Origin of the sequence: Microbacterium plantarum (genome assembly GCF_035231185.1) — a bacterium.
GTDB classification, from domain to species: Bacteria; Actinomycetota; Actinomycetes; order Actinomycetales; family Microbacteriaceae; genus Microbacterium; species Microbacterium plantarum.
In genome coordinates this window covers 372,051-388,729 of sequence record NZ_CP141117.1, presented here as the reverse complement: position 1 = coordinate 388,729, position 16,679 = coordinate 372,051, and the positions used below count along the sequence as shown (strand labels likewise).

General features: G+C 71.3%; 16 protein-coding genes. 7 read left to right on the top strand and 9 right to left on the bottom strand.

Going from position 1 to position 16,679, the window contains the following annotated elements:
- The first annotated feature begins 46 nt into the window (after positions 1–46).
- From VC184_RS01850 to VC184_RS01825, 6 genes are all read left to right on the top strand, one after another.
- Entirely contained in the window at positions 47–943 is an 897-nt protein-coding gene (locus VC184_RS01850) for an ABC transporter ATP-binding protein (protein ID WP_282501956.1), read from the top strand.
- Positions 940–2,028 (top strand): ABC transporter permease, encoded by a 1,089-nt coding sequence (locus tag VC184_RS01845; RefSeq protein WP_323987142.1) that lies wholly within the window; start codon positions 940–942, stop codon positions 2,026–2,028. Before VC184_RS01850 ends, VC184_RS01845 begins: the two co-directional genes overlap by 4 nt.
- A 171-nt stretch (positions 2,029–2,199) precedes the next feature.
- On the top strand, positions 2,200–2,781 hold the full coding sequence (locus VC184_RS01840) for a nitroreductase family protein (protein ID WP_323987141.1): 582 nt from the start codon (positions 2,200–2,202) through the stop codon (positions 2,779–2,781).
- Positions 2,782–2,884: 103 nt separating this feature from the next.
- The gene (locus VC184_RS01835) at positions 2,885–4,102 is read left to right on the top strand and encodes a type III polyketide synthase (RefSeq protein WP_323987139.1); all 1,218 of its coding nucleotides are present in this window, start codon (positions 2,885–2,887) and stop codon (positions 4,100–4,102) included.
- A complete protein-coding gene (locus VC184_RS01830) occupies positions 4,093–4,791 on the top strand; it encodes a methyltransferase domain-containing protein (protein WP_282501954.1) in 699 nt (232 codons plus the stop codon). The genes VC184_RS01835 and VC184_RS01830 overlap by 10 nt, the downstream gene beginning before the upstream one ends.
- Positions 4,784–5,941 (top strand): FAD-dependent oxidoreductase, encoded by a 1,158-nt coding sequence (locus VC184_RS01825; protein ID WP_323987138.1) that lies wholly within the window; start codon positions 4,784–4,786, stop codon positions 5,939–5,941. Before VC184_RS01830 ends, VC184_RS01825 begins: the two co-directional genes overlap by 8 nt.
- A 4-nt stretch (positions 5,942–5,945) precedes the next feature.
- Here the strand turns inward: VC184_RS01825 and VC184_RS01820 are convergent, their stop codons facing one another.
- The 5 genes from VC184_RS01820 to VC184_RS01800 all read right to left on the bottom strand — a co-directional run bounded on the left by VC184_RS01820 (position 5,946) and on the right by VC184_RS01800 (position 12,678).
- The gene (locus tag VC184_RS01820) at positions 5,946–6,770 is read right to left on the bottom strand and encodes a UbiA family prenyltransferase (protein WP_274178230.1); all 825 of its coding nucleotides are present in this window, start codon (positions 6,768–6,770) and stop codon (positions 5,946–5,948) included.
- 79 nt (positions 6,771–6,849) lie between these two features.
- On the bottom strand, positions 6,850–9,078 hold the full coding sequence (locus VC184_RS01815; RefSeq protein ID WP_269267039.1) for an ATP-dependent Clp protease ATP-binding subunit: 2,229 nt from the start codon (positions 9,076–9,078) through the stop codon (positions 6,850–6,852).
- A 64-nt stretch (positions 9,079–9,142) separates the two neighbouring features.
- Positions 9,143–10,159, bottom strand: coding sequence for a helix-turn-helix domain-containing protein (locus tag VC184_RS01810; protein WP_323987137.1), 1,017 nt, complete (start codon positions 10,157–10,159; stop codon positions 9,143–9,145).
- 261 nt (positions 10,160–10,420) lie between these two features.
- Positions 10,421–11,527 (bottom strand): glycosyltransferase, encoded by a 1,107-nt coding sequence (locus VC184_RS01805; protein WP_323987799.1) that lies wholly within the window; start codon positions 11,525–11,527, stop codon positions 10,421–10,423.
- 2 nt (positions 11,528–11,529) lie between these two features.
- On the bottom strand, positions 11,530–12,678 hold the full coding sequence (locus VC184_RS01800) for a glycosyltransferase (RefSeq protein WP_407667149.1): 1,149 nt from the start codon (positions 12,676–12,678) through the stop codon (positions 11,530–11,532).
- 251 nt (positions 12,679–12,929) lie between these two features.
- On the opposite strand from VC184_RS01800, the gene VC184_RS01795 reads away from it, so the two are divergent.
- The gene (locus VC184_RS01795) at positions 12,930–13,523 is read left to right on the top strand and encodes a hypothetical protein (RefSeq protein ID WP_323987134.1); all 594 of its coding nucleotides are present in this window, start codon (positions 12,930–12,932) and stop codon (positions 13,521–13,523) included.
- Here the strand turns inward: VC184_RS01795 and VC184_RS01790 are convergent.
- The 4 genes from VC184_RS01790 to VC184_RS01775 all read right to left on the bottom strand — a co-directional run bounded on the left by VC184_RS01790 (position 13,442) and on the right by VC184_RS01775 (position 16,677).
- Positions 13,442–14,329 (bottom strand): hypothetical protein, encoded by an 888-nt coding sequence (locus tag VC184_RS01790; RefSeq protein WP_323987133.1) that lies wholly within the window; start codon positions 14,327–14,329, stop codon positions 13,442–13,444. The two genes, VC184_RS01795 and VC184_RS01790, sit on opposite strands and share 82 nt — an antisense overlap.
- Before the next feature lie 173 nt (positions 14,330–14,502).
- Complete coding sequence (locus VC184_RS01785) at positions 14,503–14,952, bottom strand: heat shock protein transcriptional repressor HspR (RefSeq protein ID WP_274178226.1); 450 nt, start codon at positions 14,950–14,952, stop codon at positions 14,503–14,505.
- 91 nt (positions 14,953–15,043) lie between these two features.
- Entirely contained in the window at positions 15,044–16,048 is a 1,005-nt protein-coding gene (locus VC184_RS01780) for a DnaJ C-terminal domain-containing protein (RefSeq protein ID WP_112616079.1), read from the bottom strand.
- Between the two features lie 11 nt (positions 16,049–16,059).
- A complete protein-coding gene (locus VC184_RS01775; protein ID WP_274178225.1) occupies positions 16,060–16,677 on the bottom strand; it encodes a nucleotide exchange factor GrpE in 618 nt (205 codons plus the stop codon).
- Positions 16,678–16,679 lie beyond the last annotated feature (2 nt).

Genomic DNA, 16,679 nt, shown 5'->3' with positions numbered 1-16,679 from the left:
GCCCCCGCCCGGTCCCTAGCGTGGAGACATCGGCTAAGGAGGCGGAATGCTCGAACTGAGCGGCATCACCAAGAACTACGGCACGCACCGCGTGCTCGACGACGTGGGGTTCCGGGTGCCCGATGGGCGCCTGACCGGTTTCGTCGGCGGCAACGGGGCGGGCAAGACCACCACGATGCGCATCATGCTCGGCGTGCTCTCGCGCGACCGGGGCGAGGTCACCCTCGACGGCTCGCCGGTGACGGCCGCCGACCGGCGCCGCTTCGGGTACATGCCCGAGGAACGCGGGCTGTATCCCAAGATGAAAGTGCTCGAGCAGATCGTCTACCTCGCCCGACTGCATGGATTCTCGAAGTCGGATGCCACGGCGCGCGCCCGCGCCCTTCTCGAAGAGCTCGGACTCGGCGAGCGCCTCAACGACAACATCGAGACGCTGTCGCTCGGCAACCAGCAGCGCGCGCAGATCGCCGCCGCCCTCGTGCACGACCCCGAGGTCCTGATCCTCGACGAGCCGTTCTCGGGGCTCGACCCCCTCGCCGTCGACGTCGTGGCGGGCGTCCTGCAGACGCGGGCCGCCCAGGGCGTCGGCGTGCTGTTCTCGTCGCACCAGCTCGACGTCGTCGAGCGCCTCTGCGACGACCTCGTCATCATCGCCGGCGGAACCATCCGCGCTGCCGGCACCCGCGACGGGCTCCGCCGCGAGCACCAGGGGCACCGCTACGAGCTCGTCTCGACGGGAGATGCCGGCTGGCTCCGCACCGAACCGGGGGTCGAGGTCGTCGAGTTCGACGGCGGCTACGCCCTGTTCGACGTCGATGCCGACGAGACCGCGCAGCGCGTGCTGCGCCGGGCCGTCGAGCACGGCGACGTCGCGAGCTTCACGCCGCGGCATCCGTCCCTCGCCCAGATCTTCACCGAAGTCATCCAGGAGGTCGCCCCGTGAGCGCCGCATCCCCCTCATTCGCCCAGAGCACCTGGCTCGTCGCCGAACGCGAGATCGGCTCGAAGCTCCGCAGCAAGTCGTTCGTCATCTCGTTCGCCATCCTCTTCCTCGGCGCGCTCGCGCTCGTGATCTGGGGCGGCTTCTCGGCGGGGAACGACAGCGGCTCGCCCGTCGCGGTGACCCCGGACGCGGCCTCGTACGTCCAGAACGCGCCCGGCCTCGACGTGAAGGATGTCGCCGACCGCGCGGCCGCCGAGAGCGCGGTGCGCGACGGTGACGTCGACGCCGCGGTCGTCGCGGACGCGTCGGCCCCCACCGGCTACGTCGTCATCGGCGACACGTCGGTGTCGAACACCATCCTGCTGTCGCTCGCGCAGCTGCCGAAGGTCGAGCTGCTCGACCCCTCCGGCGACGCTGGCTTCCTCGGTTACATCGTGGCGATCGGGTTCGGCGCGATCTTCTTCATCTCGGCGCAGACCTTCGGTGCCACGATCGCCCAGTCGGTCGTCGAGGAGAAGCAGACGCGCGTCGTCGAACTGCTGATCTCGGCCGTACCGGTCCGGGCGCTGCTCGCGGGCAAGGTGATCGGCAACACGGTATTGGCGATGGGGCAGATCCTCATCCTCGCCGCGGTAGCGGTGATCGGGCTGACGGTCACGGATCAGACGGCGCTGCTGACGGGCATCGGCGCCCCCATCGCCTGGTTCGCAGTGTTCTTCCTGTTCGGCTTCGTGCTGCTCGCCGCGCTCTTCGCCGCCGCCGCCGCGATGGTCTCGCGGCAGGAGGACATCGGAGCGACGACGACGCCCCTCATCCTGCTCGTCATGGCGCCGTACTTCCTGGTCATCTTCGCGTGGAACAACCCGCTGATCCTCGGGATCATGTCGTACGTGCCCTTCTCGGCACCGGTCGGCATGCCGATGCGCCTGTTCCTCGGCGACGCGCTGTGGTGGGAGCCGCTGCTGTCGCTCGCGATCCTGCTCCTGACCTGCGTCGGGGCGATCCTCGTCGGCGCCAAGATCTACGAGAACTCGCTCCTGCGCATGGGAGCCCGCGTCAAGCTCGGCGAGGCCCTGCGCCGCTGACCCGGCCGCTGCGGGGCCGCCCGCCCTCCCGCCGCATCGCCGTCCTCCGGGTTCACGCCCGGAGGACGGCGATGAGTTTCTCGTGACGGGGAATGTCGGCGAACGCGCCGTCGTTCGCACGTGGCGGGACGATGGAGTCCGACGCTGTCCGCACGAACCCGGGAGAATCCCATGTCCCTCATCGAAGAGCGCGTCGCCGAGACCGACGCCCCCGTCCTCGACATCCTCGCCGCCCGCTGGAGCACGCGCCTGTACGACGAGGTCTCCCCCGTCGACGAGGACGCCCTCGCCAGCGCCCTCGAGGCGGCACGCTGGGCCCCGTCGGCCTTCAACGCACAGCCCTGGCGCTTCGTCGTCGCTCGTCGCGGCACCCAGACCCACGAGAAGGTCGTGTCGACGCTCGTCGAGTTCAACCAGGCCTGGGCCGGCCCCGCGGGCGCCCTCATCGTCTTCATCGCGCAGACCGAGAACGACGGCAAGCCCGTGCCCACCGCGCTCTACGACCTCGGCCAGGCCGCCGCGCACTTCACCGTCCAGGCCCACGCCGACGGCCTGTACACCCACCAGATGACCGGGTTCGATGCCGCAGCCCTCGCCGAGAAGCTCAGCATCGAGGCCCCGTTCACGCCCGTCACCGTCATGGCCGTCGGCGACCTCGGCGACATCGACGCCGCCCCCGCCGCCGTGCGCGAGCGCGAGCTCTCGCCCCGCACCCGCCGGCCCGTGGCCGAGTCGGTCGTCATCGACGACTGAGCCCGCCGGCAGCGGTTCGCACGGCGGCGGCCGCACCATAGACGAGGTCTGTGAGGTGCGACAGCCCGGCGCCGCGGCGGTGCCGCACCGGTTATCGTCAAGCATGACCGCCCGCATCCTGTCGATCGGCACCGCCGTGCCGCCGGCCGTGCTTCACCAGAACTCCGTGCGCGACCTGTTCGCCGCACAGCCCGGCATCGGACGGCTGTCGCAGCGTCTGGTCCGCGCGGCGTTCGACGCCTCGGCCATCGAGACCCGGCACACCGTGCTGACCGATCTCGCCGAGGCGCTCGAGCCCGGTGGCGCGCGATCGGATGCCGCCGGCCCGGCCGCCGGCGACCCGGCAGCCCTTCCCGTCATCTCCGACGACGGGGCACTGCTCTCGCCCTCGACGGGCACACGCAACGACACCTATATCGCCCTCGCCCCCGAGCTGTCGGCGCGCGCGGCGCGGGAGGCCCTGTCTGCGGCATCCGTCGCGCCGGCGGAGATCACTCACGTCGTGACCGTCTCGTGCACCGGCATGTACGCGCCGGGTCCCGACTACCGGCTGGTGCGCGACCTCGGCCTTCCCACGACCGTCGAGCGCTACCACCTGGGGTTCATCGGCTGCGCGGCCGCCGTCCCGGCCCTTCGGGCAGCGGCACGCATGTGCGCCGCCCAGCCCGACGCCGTCGTGCTCGTGGTCTGCGCCGAGCTGTGCACCCTGCACTTCCGGGTCGCCGACGACCCCGACCAGATCCTCGCGGCATCGCTGTTCGCCGACGGCGCCGCGGCGGCGGTCGTCAGCGCAGACCCGGCGCGTCGCGGAGAGCGGTGGCTCGACCTCGATCGGTTCGCGACCGCGGTGACCGACGACGGTGAGCGCGACATGACCTGGACGATCGGGGACGCCGGCTTCGAGATGGTGCTGACGGCCGAGGTGCCGCGCATCATCGGGCGCGAGATCCGCGCCGCGGTGGCCGAGGTGATCGGCGACGGCCGGGTCGACACGTGGGCCGTCCACCCGGGCGGCCGAGCCGTCCTCGACCGCGTCGAATCGGGCCTCGACCTGCCGTCGGATGCCCTCGCGGCATCGCGTGCCGTGCTGAGGGACTACGGGAACATGTCGAGCGCGACGATCCTCTTCATCCTCCGCTCGCTCCTCGACGCAGACACCCTGCGCGACGGCGAGACGATCGCGACGCTCGCGTTCGGCCCCGGACTCACGATGGAGGCCGCGCTCCTCACGGCCGGAGTGGCCGCTGGAGCCGAGACCGGCGCTGCGGAGACCGCGTCGACGGATGCCGTGCGGGCGGAACCCGTCGCATCGTGGACCTGAGTCGTCGCGACGTCGAGCTGCGCGAGCTGATGGACGACCCGGACTGCGATCCGGAGGCCCTCGCGCAGACGCTCCGCCGCTTCGACCTCGTCAATCGCGCCGTGAGCGGCTGGGGAACGGTGTGGCGGCGGCATCTGCGGCCCGCCCTGGCGCGTCTGGATCGACCCGCCCGCGTGCTCGACATCGGGTCAGGCGGTGGCGACGTCACCGCGCGGCTCGCGCGGCTCGCGGAACGGGATGGCCTGGACGTCGGCTGGGTCGGGATCGACCCGGATCCCCGCGCCCTCGCCGTCGCGCGCGAGCGCAGCCGGCCCGACCTGGAGTTCCGCAGCACCGACTCGACGGCGCTGCGCGCCAGCGGCGAGCGCTTCGACGCCGTCATCTCGAACCATGTGCTGCATCACCTCGGCGAGCCCGAGCTCGACGCCTTCATCGCCGACTCGCTCGCCCTGTCGCGCGGAATCGTGCTCCACGCCGACATCGAGCGGGGGCGCGCGGCCTACGCGCTCTACGCGGCGGCCATCCTGCCGGTCCAGCACGGGACCTTCCTGCGCACCGACGGGCTGCGCTCGATCCGCCGCAGCTACCGTGCCCGAGAGCTGCGGACGACGCTCGCGAGTCGCGGCGAGTGGCACGTCGTCCGCCCCGCGCCGTTCCGCGTGCTCGCCGTGGGAGCGGGGCGTGCCTGACGTCATCGTCGTCGGCGCCGGCCCGGTGGGGATGCTGCTGGCGGCCGAGCTCACGCGACGGGGCGTCGACGTCACGGTGCTCGAGCGCCGCGAACGCAGCGGCGACGGGTCGCGGGCGATCGGGCTGCACGCTCCCGTCCTCGCCGCGCTCGAGGAGGGCGGTGCGACCGACCGCATCCTCGAGGACGCGGTCCGTGTCTCGCGCGGCGAGGCCCGCAGCGACGGAACACTGCTCGGCGTCGTCCGATTCGATCGCCTGTCGGTGCGGCATCCGTATGTCGCCACCCTCCCGCAGGCCCTCACCGAGCGCGCTCTCGCGTTCGGTGCGCCGTCGCCGCTGCGTGGGGTCGCCGTCACCCGCGTGACACCGGGGCCGGCCGACGTACGGGTCGAGACGTCCGGTGCTCGCGGGACCGGCGAACTGTCGGCGCCGCTCGTCGTGGTCGCCGGAGGCGTCGGCGCACGCGAGCTCGTGTTCCGGCCGAACGCCGTGAGACGCACGAGCTACCCCGACCGGTACCTCATGAGCGACGCCGACGTCCCCGGGAGACCCGATGCCGACGTCGCGGTGGTTCACCTCGCGCGAGCGGGGGTGCTCGAGTCCTTCCCCCTGCCGGGAGGCCGACGCCGCTTCGTCGCCTGGGACGAGCCGCCCGGGCAGGATGACGGCGGGTTCGACGAGCCGGATGCGCGGCTGCGGCGGCTGCGCACGGCGATACGGGAACGGGGCGAAACGGATGCCGCAGAGGCACTGACCGGCGCGACGGGGTTCCGCGTGCGACGTGTGCTCGCACCGGCCCTGCGTCGCGGCCGGGTGACGGTGATCGGCGACACCGCACACGAGATCAGCCCGATCGGAGGACAGGGGATGAACCTCGGCCTCCTCGACGCGGCGACCCTCGCGCCGCTGCTCGCTGCCTGGGTCCGCAGCGGCACCGAGCCCGCTGCTGCCCTCGCACGATGGGAGCACGATCGGCTGCGTTCGGCCCGCACGGCGGGACGGCTGGCGGCGGTCAACATGCGTCTCGGCCGCCCGGTGAGTGCGGGCGCGGACGCCGTGCGCACTCGGATGCTCGGGCGCGTGCTCGCCGCGACCGGCTCCCTGGTCCCGAACGCCTATGCGATGGGGCTCGACGCCGCTGCTCGCTGAGTTCTCAGCGCAACGAGCCCGCAGCCACCACCAGCTGCGCGGCGAGCACGAGAGCCGCGGCCATGACGAGGCGGAAGCCGGTGCGGTCGGGACCGCGGAGCCGCATCCGCACCACCACCGCGACCGCGAGCACCAGCACCACGCCGAAGAACAGCCACGGCAGGACTCCCTCGCTCCGCCCGCCGATGAGCACGGCGATCGCGGCGACGACGATCCCGGCGACAGCGATGATGATCGATACCGGCGCTCCGAGGCGATGCGGCAGCCCCCGCACACCGGTGTCGCGGTCGTCGTCGAGGTCGGGCAGGACGTTGGTCAGGTGCACCGCCGCCCCGAGCGCAGCACCCGCCACAGCAGCGAAGGGCGCCGCGAGCGTCGGATCGGGTGACGAGAGCGTCGCCAGCGAGGGGAAGAGACCGAAGCTCACGAGGAAGGGCACGACCGACACCGGCGTCGACTTCAGCCCGAGGTTGTACGACCAGGCCGACACGATCGTCACGGCGTGCGCGAGCAGCATCCCCCATCCGAGCGCCGCCGAGAGAGCGAGCGCGATGACGGCGGAGCCCCCGGCCGCGATCCAGGCCGCACGATTCGAGACCTCACCGCGGACGAGAGGCTTGTCGGTGCGGCCGACGGCGCGGTCGCGTTCACGGTCGATCGCGTCGTTGGAGATGCCGATCGAGAGCTGACCGAAAAGCACGGATGCCACCAGCACCGCGAGCCGCCAGGGCTCGAGCCCGGCCGCGAGTCCGAGCGCCAGAGCCAGAGCCGTCACGACGACCGAGGGCCCCGGGTGTGAGGCGCCCCACAGGGCCCGGATCGCACGCATGCGTCCACACTCTCACGTCAGGGTCATCGGCTCCGACGGGGTTGCGCGCCTCGGCGTCGTGGGCAGGCCGCCGCCGCGATCAGTCGTCGAGCAGCTCGGCCTCGATCACGTCGTCGTCCCCTCCGGCGGCTGCCGGCGCGGCAGGCTCCGCCGCGGGACCGGCACTCGTCAGCACGAGCGCCGAGCCGTCGGCGGCCACGTCGACCCGGACGATGTCGCCGTCGCGCACCCCGCCCGACAGGATGGCCATGGCGAGGCGGTCCTGGATCTCGGACTGGATGAGGCGGCGCAGCGGCCGGGCTCCGAACACCGGGTCGTAGCCGCGCTCGGCCAGCCACGCGCGCGCATCGGGGGTGACCGCGAGCGAGAGACGCCGGTCCTTGAGGCGCCGCTGCAGCGCGTCGACGGAGAGCTCGACGATCTGTGCGAGGTCGTCCTGGCTCAGCGCCTCGAACATCACGGTGTCATCGAGACGGTTCAGGAACTCGGGCCGGAACGCCTGGCGCAGCAGGATCTGCACCTGCTCGCGCTTCTGCTCGAGGCTCAGCGTCGGGTCGATGAGGATCGGCGATCCGAGGTTCGAGGTGAGGATCAGGATGACGTTGCGGAAGTCGACCGTCCGGCCCTGGCCGTCGGTGAGGCGGCCGTCGTCCATGACCTGCAGCAGCACGTCGAAGACCTCGGGGTGCGCCTTCTCGACCTCGTCGAGCAGCACGACGGAGTACGGGCGGCGGCGCACGGCCTCGGTGAGCTGGCCGCCCTGCTCGTAGCCGATGTACCCGGGAGGGGCACCGACGAGCCGCGACACGGAGTGCTTCTCGCCGTACTCCGACATGTCGATGCGCACCATGGCGTGTTCGTCGTCGAAGAGGAACTCGGCCAAAGCCTTGGCGAGCTCGGTCTTGCCGACACCGGTCGGCCCCAGGAACAGGAACGAGCCCGTGGGCCGGTTCGGGTCGCTGATGCCCGCTCGCGAGCGACGCACGGCGTCGGCGACGGCCTTGACGGCGGTCTTCTGCCCGATGAGGCGCTTGCCGAGCTCGGACTCGAGGCGCACGAGCTTCTCGGTCTCCCCCTGCAGCAGGCGCCCGACGGGGATGCCGGTCCAGGCGGCGATCACGGCGGCGATGTCCTCGTCGGTGACCTGTTCGTTGACCATCCGCTCGGGCCCGTCGACGGCGGTCTCGGCGCGCTCCGCTTCGACGACCTCGCGTTCGAGCGCCGGGATCTCGGCGTACAGAAGCCGCGATGCCTTCTCGAGGTTGCCCTCGCGCTGCGCGCGCTCGGCTTCGACACGAGCCGCGTCGAGACGCGTCTTGAGGTCGCCGACGCGGTTCAGCGACGCCCGCTCGCGCTCCCAGCGCGCCTGCAACTCGTCGAGCTTCTGCTGCTCGTCCTTCAGCGTCGCACGCAAGGCGTCGAGACGCTCGCGCGAGGCGGCATCCTTCTCCTTCTTGAGCGCGAGCTCCTCGAGCTTCAGCCGGTCGACGTGCCGGCGCAGCTCGTCGATCTCGAGCGGCGCCGAGTCGATCTCCATGCGCAGGCGCGACGCGGCCTCATCGATCAGGTCGATCGCCTTGTCGGGCAGCTGGCGGGCCGGGATGTAGCGGTTCGAGAGGGATGCCGCGGCCACGAGCGCACCGTCCGAGATGGCGACCTTGTGGTGGGCCTCGTAGCGCTCCTTGAGCCCGCGGAGGATGGCGATGGTGTCCTCGACGCTCGGCTCGCCGACGTAGACCTGCTGGAAGCGGCGCTCGAGCGCGGCATCCTTCTCGATGAACTCGCGGTACTCGTCGAGGGTGGTCGCACCGATGAGGCGGAGCTCACCGCGGGCGAGCATGGGCTTGAGCATGTTGGATGCCGCGACCGAGCCTTCGCCGCCGCCCGCGCCCATGAGCACGTGCAGCTCGTCGATGAAGGTGATGATGCGGCCGTCGGACTCGGTGATCTCCTTGAGCACGCTCTTCAGGCGCTCCTCGAACTGACCGCGGTACATGGCGCCGGCCACGAGCGCGGAGATGTCGAGCGAGACGAGCTCTTTGTTCTTGAGGCTCTCGGCGACGTCGCCCGCGACGATGCGCTGAGCGAGGCCCTCGACGACGGCGGTCTTGCCGACGCCGGGCTCGCCGATGAGGACGGGGTTGTTCTTCGTGCGGCGGGTGAGCACCTGGCTGACGCGGCGGATCTCGCTGTCGCGCCCGATGACCGGGTCGAGCTTGCCCTGCCGGGCACGGTCGGTGAGGTTGATGCCGAACTGCTCGAGGGCGCTCTGCGCCTCCTCCTGTCCGGGCTGCTGTGTGGCGTTCATATCTCTCCTGAAATCTCTCGGCTCAAACTTGAGCCTGTGTGACTCAAGTTTATCATCGTGTCGTTCAGGACGCTACGGCCTCTGCCGCAGCCCCGGCCACCGACGCAGCCCCGGCCACCGACGCCGCCTCGGGCGTACAGGCGAAGCGGGCGCGGTACGCCGAGGGGCTGAGCCCGAGGGCGCGCGCGAAGTTCTGCCGCAGGACGGAGGCCGAGCCGAATCCGCTGTCGGCCGCGATCTGGTCGAGCCCGAGGTCGGTCCGCTCGAGCAGCCGCTGCGCCCGCAGGATCCGCTGCCGCCCGAGCCACGCCGCCGGGGTCGTCCCGTAATCGGCCTTGAATCGGCGCGCGAACGTCCGCGGTGACATGTGCGCGCGCGACGCGAGCAGATCGACGGACAGATCGAGGTCGAGGTTCGCGATCATCCAGTCGGTGATGGGCGCGAGCGACAGCGATGCCGCCTCGGGGAGCGGACGCGCGATGAACTGGGCCTGCCCGCCGTCGCGGAGGGGCGGCACGACCATCCGCCGGGCGATCGTGTTCGCCGCCTCGGCCCCGAGCTCGATGCGCAGCAGGTGCAGGCAGGCGTCGAGCCCCGCCGCGGTACCCGCAGACGTGATGATCCGGTCCGACTGCACGTACAGCACGTCGGGGTCGACCTCGATGCGCGGGTACATCTGCGCCATGGTCTCGGCGTAGCGCCAGTGCGTCGTGGCGCGCTTGCCGTCGAGCACACCGGATGCCGCGACCACGAAGGCTCCGCTGCAGACGGTGAGCACCCATGCGCCGCGCTCGACCGCACGTCGGACGACGGCTGTGACGCGGTTATCCACGGAGTCCCAGGCCTCGCGCGGGATGGGAGTGATGACGACCAGATCGGCCTCGTCGGCGAACTGGAGTCCCGCGTCGACGTTGAGTGAGAACGGGAGATTGGCGGGGACCGCCCCCGGATCGGGTGCCACCACCCGGAAGTCGAAGTTCGGGATGCCCTCGTCACTGCGGTCGAGACCGAACGCCTCGCACGCGAGACCGAACTCGAAGGGCGCGAACCCGGGCTGGACGACGCAAGCGACCGTGTGCATGGCAGGATTCCTCCGAATACCGTCTCATCCGCCAGTATCGGCAGGATAACGCTCATCGTAGCGTTTCTGCCATGCCTTCCGACATCCTTCTTCTCGCACTCGTCCTCCTCGTGATCGCCGCCGTGACAGGCACGCTCGCGGTGGTCGCACGCGACGGCTACCGCCGCGTCCCCACCGACCCGACACGCGTGCCGCCGGCAGAGGAATCGGCGCCCACACACCGCGAGCGCGAGCGGTCACCGCGCCGGAGCGCGGTCGCCGTCAGCGGTCGCGGCGCGCGCGGGCGCGACGGGATGCCGCGAGCAGTCGCGACGCCGATTCCGCCCAGGTGAATCGGGAGATGTGCGCACGACCCGCCGCGACGAGCGCCGCGCGGGCGGCATCGTCATCGAGTGACTCGACGGCCGCGGCGAAGGCTCGCGGGTCGCGCGGCGGCACGTAGAGCGCGCCGTCGCCGCCGACCTCATGGAAGATCGCCATGTCGCTGACCACCGCGGGCACCCCGAGCGCCAGGGCTTCCGCGATCGGCAGCCCGTACCCCTCGTCGAGGCTGAGTGTCGCGAGCATTCCCGCATCGGCGAGGAGCGCGGCGTACTCGGCATCCGTCACTCCGCCGTGGAAGATGATGCGGGCACCGGCGGGCGCGAGCTCCTCGAGCTCGGCGCGTCGACCGTCGGAGATCCGACTCAGCAGGTGCAGCGTGCGGCCGGGCAGCCACTGCATCGCCCGGACGAGCGTCTCGACGTTCTTGTAGGGCATGAACGAGCCCATGTAGACGATGTTCTGCGGCTTCGCAGCCCCGGGCATGGCCGTCGCGGGCGCCAGCTCGGCGAGACGCTGCGGAGCGTTGGGCAGCACCACCACCTCGCGCTTGGTCAGCTTGACGTCGGCGAACTGACGCTTGCTCGTCTCGCTGACCGTCGCGACGACGTTTGCGGCGTTCAGCGTCGCCCGCTGCGGCGCATACGAGAGGTGGAAGAGCCGCCAGCCCAAGCGCACGAACCACGGCAGATCGCGGGGCGGTGTGCGGTGCCGGTAGTAGATCGTGTCGTGCAGCGTGAGGATCAGCGCGAACCGCCGACCGAGGGCCCCGATCGTCTGCATCGGCGAGTAGACGACGTCGGGTCGGTGCCGGTTCAGCCGCAGCGCCGCGAACGGCTCGAGCATGGAGGTCGGCGCGTGCAGCGTGACGTGCGGCGCCCCTGCCGGGAGGAACGGCAGCTGCGCGGGGTCGTGCACGATGAACGTGACCTCGACACCCTCGGCGGGCGCCGCCGCGAACAGCGCGTGGGCGAGCTCATGGGAGAAGCGGCTGATGCCGTCGTGGAAGTCGGTGCGGATGTAGCGCGCGTCGAAGAAGAGCCGCATCGTCACGCGTCGAGCGGCTCGCCGCGGTAGAGCTTCTCGAACGTGTCGAGGGTGCGCTCGATGTCGTGGATCTCGACGCCGTCGAGTGAGGCCTGCTGCATCCGCAGGTACTCCGCGGGAGAGGCGGTCAGCACGCGCCGCAGCTTGTCTGCGAGGTCGTCGACGTTGCCGGGCTCGAAGAGGTAGCCATTCACACCCGATTGGACGAGGTGCGGCAGGGCGACGGCATCCGCCGCCACGACGGGCAGGCCCGAGGCCATGGCCTCCATCGTCGCGATCGACTGCAGCTCGGCGATCGAGGCGATCGCGAAGACGTCGGCCCGCGTGTATGCCGCGCGGAGGTCGGCCTCGTCGGTGCGCCCGTAGAACGTGACGCGGTCGGTGATGCCGAGCTGCTGCGCGGTCTGCTCGAGGTTCCGACGCTGGTCGCCGCCGCCGACGATGTCGAAATGGACGTCCAGCTCGGGGGCGAGCTTGGCGACGGCCTTCAGGGTGACCTCGACGTGCTTCTCGGTCGTGAGGCGCCCGACGAACAGGATGCGGCGGTGCTCGCGCGGAGTCAGGTCGGGGGTGTAGTTGCGCTTGTCGATGCCGCAGCTGATCGGGATGACGCCCGAGATGTCGATCGTGTCCTCGAGGAACTGCGCGGCCTTGCGCGTCGGGGTGGTCACGGCGCGCGACATCAGGAACGTGCGCTTGGCGTCGTCCCAGCAGAGCTTGATGATGATCTTGTCGAGGAACGGCGGCAGCGTCGTGAAGTCGATGACGTTCTCGGCCATGACGTGGTTGGTCGCGACGACGGGGATGCCGCGCTTCTTCGCCTCGCGCGTGAGTCCGCGGCCGATGACGATGTGCGACTGGCTGTGGACGACGTCGGGCTTGACCGAGTCGAGCACGCGCCGGGCGTAGTGCTTCGAGCGCCAGGGCAGCACGAAACGCAGCCAGTCGTGCGGGTACCAGCGCCACCCGGGGAGACGGTGGACGGTGAGGTCGGCACCCTCGATGTTCTCGGTGAAGACTCCCGACTGGGAGTGCTTCACGCTGGGGGTCACGACGTGCACGTCGTGACCGCGGGCGGCGAGGCCGGCGGAGAGGCGTTCGGCGAAACGGGCGGCTCCGTTGACATCGGGGGCGAACGTGTCGGCGCCCATCACGATGGTCAGGGGCGCGCGAGAACTCTCGGCGGGAACACCCTCGGTCGTCGTGGATTCGGTCACGGGTCAGGCCCAATCTGTACGGCGGCGTGCCGCCGGCTGTGGCCGACGCGGCGGCCCCGAGCTTACCCGAGCGGTATAGGGGCTCCCGGGAGGCGGCACGGCGTTGGGGGAAACCGACTCGGGCCGCGTCGGACGCTGCGCGCGACGCCCCGCGCGCACCCAGGCGGCATCCCTAGGCTGGGGTCATGGCCCGACTCGAAGCCGATGCCGATCCCGCCCGCTGGGTTGCCGTCACCGAATCGTTCGGATTCTCCGGACGCCGCGCTCGCAAGCGCGCGATCGGGATGCTGCTGAGCCAGGCGAACGCCGCGATAGGAGCGGCGCCCCGCCCCGGTGGACGCTTCGCCGCGTGGGCCGCGAGCCAGGCGGTGCCGATGCTCATGCGCCGAGCCGACGGGCGCGTGCGAGCGTGGATGTGGAAGGCCGATCCCGAGCTGCTCGTCGTCCTCGCGCAGATGCAGGAGGCGACCCCGCAGGTGCGCACCGCGCGAGCGATGATGCCGATGGAGTACGACGACACCGAGGACTTCCGCTCCCCCTACCTCGGGGCGGGCGAGAAGCTCGTCATGACGCTGCCGCCTGACCCGCGGACTCCCCCGTTCGTCTCGTACACCTGGGACACGGGAACCCATCTCGTCACGCTGTCGGCCGTGTGCAGCGACCGCGAGCGCGTGGGGACGGTTCTGGAGGAGCTCGATCACCTCGCCCGCTCGCTCCGCGTCGTCGACGACCTGACCCTCGACGAGTCCGCCAACACGCTGCGCCTCCCACCCGCCTGACCGCGCCCACTTGCCCCCCGCCGACTTGCCCCCCCGCCTGATCGGCGGCCGTACTGCGCGTCGTCGAGCCGGTGCTGCTGACCGTCGTACTCCAGGAGCACGCGCCGCCCGACGTCGACGAGGTCGCCATAGGCCACGAAGCGCCCGGCCTCATCGCGGATGACCGCGTTGACCTCGAAGGTGGTCATTCCGAGGTCTTCGGCGTCGAGACGCAGCTCGGTCTCCGCAACCGAGTCGGTGCGTTCCCGGCAGCGTTCGTACGCGAGTCGGAGCGCGCGTACGCCGCGCCGACCGGACCACTCCGCCACCGCTCCACGGAGCTGCTCGATCGACAAGACAGGATCATGCCTGCGCATCAGGGAGTCTGCCGCGATGACGAGCTCGCGTTCGTCCATGAGCTCGGCCGATTGGCACCAGGCGACGGCCGGGTGCGCGATCGGAACGGGTCCGAATCGCCACAGACTCGCCGCGGCAGCTTCGTGCCCGCGCACCCCGACACCACGGGCACGCCCGAGCGGTCGCGGCGCTGCGACATCCACCTGCGCGCGCAGCCGCTCGGGGATCCAGCCGCCGACGAGAGCCACTGCCGTGGCATGACTGATGTGCTCGCCCGCGCGAAGTTTCGGCAGATAAGCGGTCACCAGCGCGCGCACGTCCGTCACGGGCGCACGCGAGCGGATGCCGTGGAAGGGCGCGGCCAGGTCGGCTGAACGGAGTCTGCCGCGCGTCACTCCGGTCGCGCGCGCCGTCCCGACCGTGAAGGCACCCGGCAGCGCCTCGGGGAGTTCAACAGGAGTGCGTGCCACTCGTCCAGGCTGTCGGCCCTCCGCACCCACCCCGAGCTCTCCCCAGCCCGTTCGACATCCGATCTCCGTCGCCCCGCCTGTGCAGGACCCCCTGCGCACATCCCCGCCACACGCGCGAACCGACCCTAATGGTCGGTGCGCGCGTCGGATAACGCCCCTTCGCGTCGGGTCGGCTACGGCTGCGCGGACGCGGGCGGGTCGGAGGGGCGGCGGTAGAGCACGACCTCGGTCGCCCGGCGCACGCGCGCGCCGTGACGCAGGGTCACGACGGCGCCCGTGGCACCGGCGGCGAACACTCGCGCGCCGGGGCGCTGCTGCATCTCGTCGCGCAGACGCTGCTCGAGGTCCCGCACCTCGCGGCGGAGTCCCGCGACCTCGTTCTCGAGCTCCAGGATGCGTGCGATGGCGGGCAGGCTGATGCCTTCCGCCGACATCCGCGCCACTTCTCGCAGCTGCCGGATGTGGCGCAGCGAGTATCGACGCGACCCTCCCTGCGTGCGCCCGGGCACCACGAGGCCCAGCCGGTCGTACTGCCGGAGGGTCTGCGCGTGCATGGCCGCGAGCTCCGCCGCGGCCGCGATCGCGAAGATCGGGGCGTCCTCGTCGATGTCGTCATCAGCCATGGTTGGTCACCTCCTGGGCGTCGAGAGTGTCGTCGGGCGACCCGCCGCGTCCGCCCGAGGGGATCGGATGCGACGGGTCGAGACGAATGTGTCAGCCGCGCGCCTTGTTCATCAGGTCGGCGCGGGGGTTCTCGCGGGGCTCGACCTCCGCGAATCGTTCGAGGGCCGCTCGGGCCTCTTCGTCGAGGTGCGCGGGAACGGCGACCTGGACCTCGGCCAGCAGATCGCCCGTGCCCTTCGACGTGCTCACGCCGCGCCCCTTGACCCGCAGGACGCGGCCCGACGGGGTGCCGGGCGCGACCCGGAGCTTGACGGGGTCGCCGCCCAGCGTCGGCACCTCGATCGTGGCGCCGAGGGCCGCCTCGGTGAAGGTCACCGGGACCACCACGCGAAGGTTGAGTCCGTCGCGCGTGAAGACCGGGTGCGGCCGGACCGTGACGCTCACGACGATGTCACCCGATTCACCGCCGTCCGGCGAGGGACGCCCGCGACCGCGGAGCCGGATCTTCTGCCCGTCCTTCACACCCGCCGGGATCTTCACCTTGAACGGCTTGCCGTCCTCGCCCTGGAGCGTGACGGTGTCACCGCGGACCGCGGTGGCGAAGTCGAGCGTCGTCCGTGCGGTGACGTCCGCACCGCGCTGCGGGCCGCCGAAGCCCTGGAAGCCCCCGGTCGAGCGGCCGAAGCCGCCCGACCCGAAGCGGCTCGACCGCCCCGTCTGCTGGTTGAACATCGCGAAGATGTCGTCGAAGTCCGCGCCGCGAGCTCCGGCACCGCCTCGCGCACCCTGGTTGAAGGCGCTGAAGACGTCCTCGAAGCCACCGGCGCCCTGGCCACCCGCGGTGAAGCGGGCGCTGCCCGACCCCATCGCCCGGATCTGGTCGTACTCCGCGCGCTGCTCCTTGTCGGAGAGCACGGAGTACGCCTCGCTGATCTCCTTGAACTTCGCCTCGGCCGCGGGGTCTCCCTGCGTCGAGTCGGGGTGGTACTTGCGCGCGAGCTTGCGGTAGGTCTTCTTCAGGTCGGTGTCGGAGACGTCTTTGGAGACGCCCAGCACCTTGTAGAAGTCCTTGTCGAACCAGTCCTGACTGGCCATGTCGTTGCCTCCTATTCGGCCGGCACCGCGACGACGACCTTCGCCGGACGCAGCTCGATGCCGCCGAGGCGGTAGCCGACCTCGACGACCTCGAGGATCGTCGGCTCGGCCGTGCCCGGGGTGGGCGCCTGGAAGATCGCCTCGTGCTGCTGCGGGTCGAACGCGTCGCCGGCGGCGCCGTAGGACTCGACGCCCAGTCGTGCCACCACCCCGCGGAGCTTGTCCGCGATCACCGCGAGCGGCGATCCCTCGACGAGGTCGCCGTGCTTGTCGGCACGGTCGAGGTCGTCGAGCACGGGCAGCAGGCCCTTCGCGACCGAGCCCTTGGCGCGCTCGATCTCAGCCTCGCGCTGGTCCTCGGTACGCCGACGGTAGTTGGCGTACTCGGCCTGCACGCGCTTGAGGTCGAGCAGCAGGTCGTGCTCTTCGGCGGGTGCTTCCGCGACGGCGGCCTCGTCGGACTGCGTCGCGCCGAGGATGTCGTCGATGGTCAGTTCGTCGTCCGCAGCCGCGGCATCCGATGCTCCGGGGGCCCCGTGCGCGTCGGGGCCGGACGCCTGGGCGTCCGACCCCTCCTCGCCGAGGACCTCGTCATCGCCGTGCGGCTCTTCGAAGTCCTTGTCGGTCATGA

Excerpts from the sequence above, each read along its gene's own strand:
- VC184_RS01815 (WP_269267039.1), bottom strand. The coding sequence starts at position 9,078 with ATGAACGCCACACAGCAGCCCGGACAGGAGGAGGCGCAGAGCGCCCTC.
- VC184_RS01805 (WP_323987799.1), bottom strand. The coding sequence starts at position 11,527 with ATGCGGCTCTTCTTCGACGCGCGCTACATCCGCACCGACTTCCACGAC.
- VC184_RS01810 (WP_323987137.1), bottom strand. The coding sequence starts at position 10,159 with ATGCACACGGTCGCTTGCGTCGTCCAGCCCGGGTTCGCGCCCTTCGAG.
- VC184_RS01850 (WP_282501956.1), top strand. The coding sequence starts at position 47 with ATGCTCGAACTGAGCGGCATCACCAAGAACTACGGCACGCACCGCGTG.
- VC184_RS01795 (WP_323987134.1), top strand. The coding sequence starts at position 12,930 with ATGGCCCGACTCGAAGCCGATGCCGATCCCGCCCGCTGGGTTGCCGTC.
- VC184_RS01835 (WP_323987139.1), top strand. The coding sequence starts at position 2,885 with ATGACCGCCCGCATCCTGTCGATCGGCACCGCCGTGCCGCCGGCCGTG.
- VC184_RS01775 (WP_274178225.1), bottom strand. The coding sequence starts at position 16,677 with ATGACCGACAAGGACTTCGAAGAGCCGCACGGCGATGACGAGGTCCTC.
- VC184_RS01785 (WP_274178226.1), bottom strand. The coding sequence starts at position 14,952 with ATGGCTGATGACGACATCGACGAGGACGCCCCGATCTTCGCGATCGCG.
- VC184_RS01780 (WP_112616079.1), bottom strand. The coding sequence starts at position 16,048 with ATGGCCAGTCAGGACTGGTTCGACAAGGACTTCTACAAGGTGCTGGGC.
- VC184_RS01820 (WP_274178230.1), bottom strand. The coding sequence starts at position 6,770 with ATGCGTGCGATCCGGGCCCTGTGGGGCGCCTCACACCCGGGGCCCTCG.
- VC184_RS01800 (WP_407667149.1), bottom strand. The coding sequence starts at position 12,678 with ATGGGCGCCGACACGTTCGCCCCCGATGTCAACGGAGCCGCCCGTTTC.
- VC184_RS01840 (WP_323987141.1), top strand. The coding sequence starts at position 2,200 with ATGTCCCTCATCGAAGAGCGCGTCGCCGAGACCGACGCCCCCGTCCTC.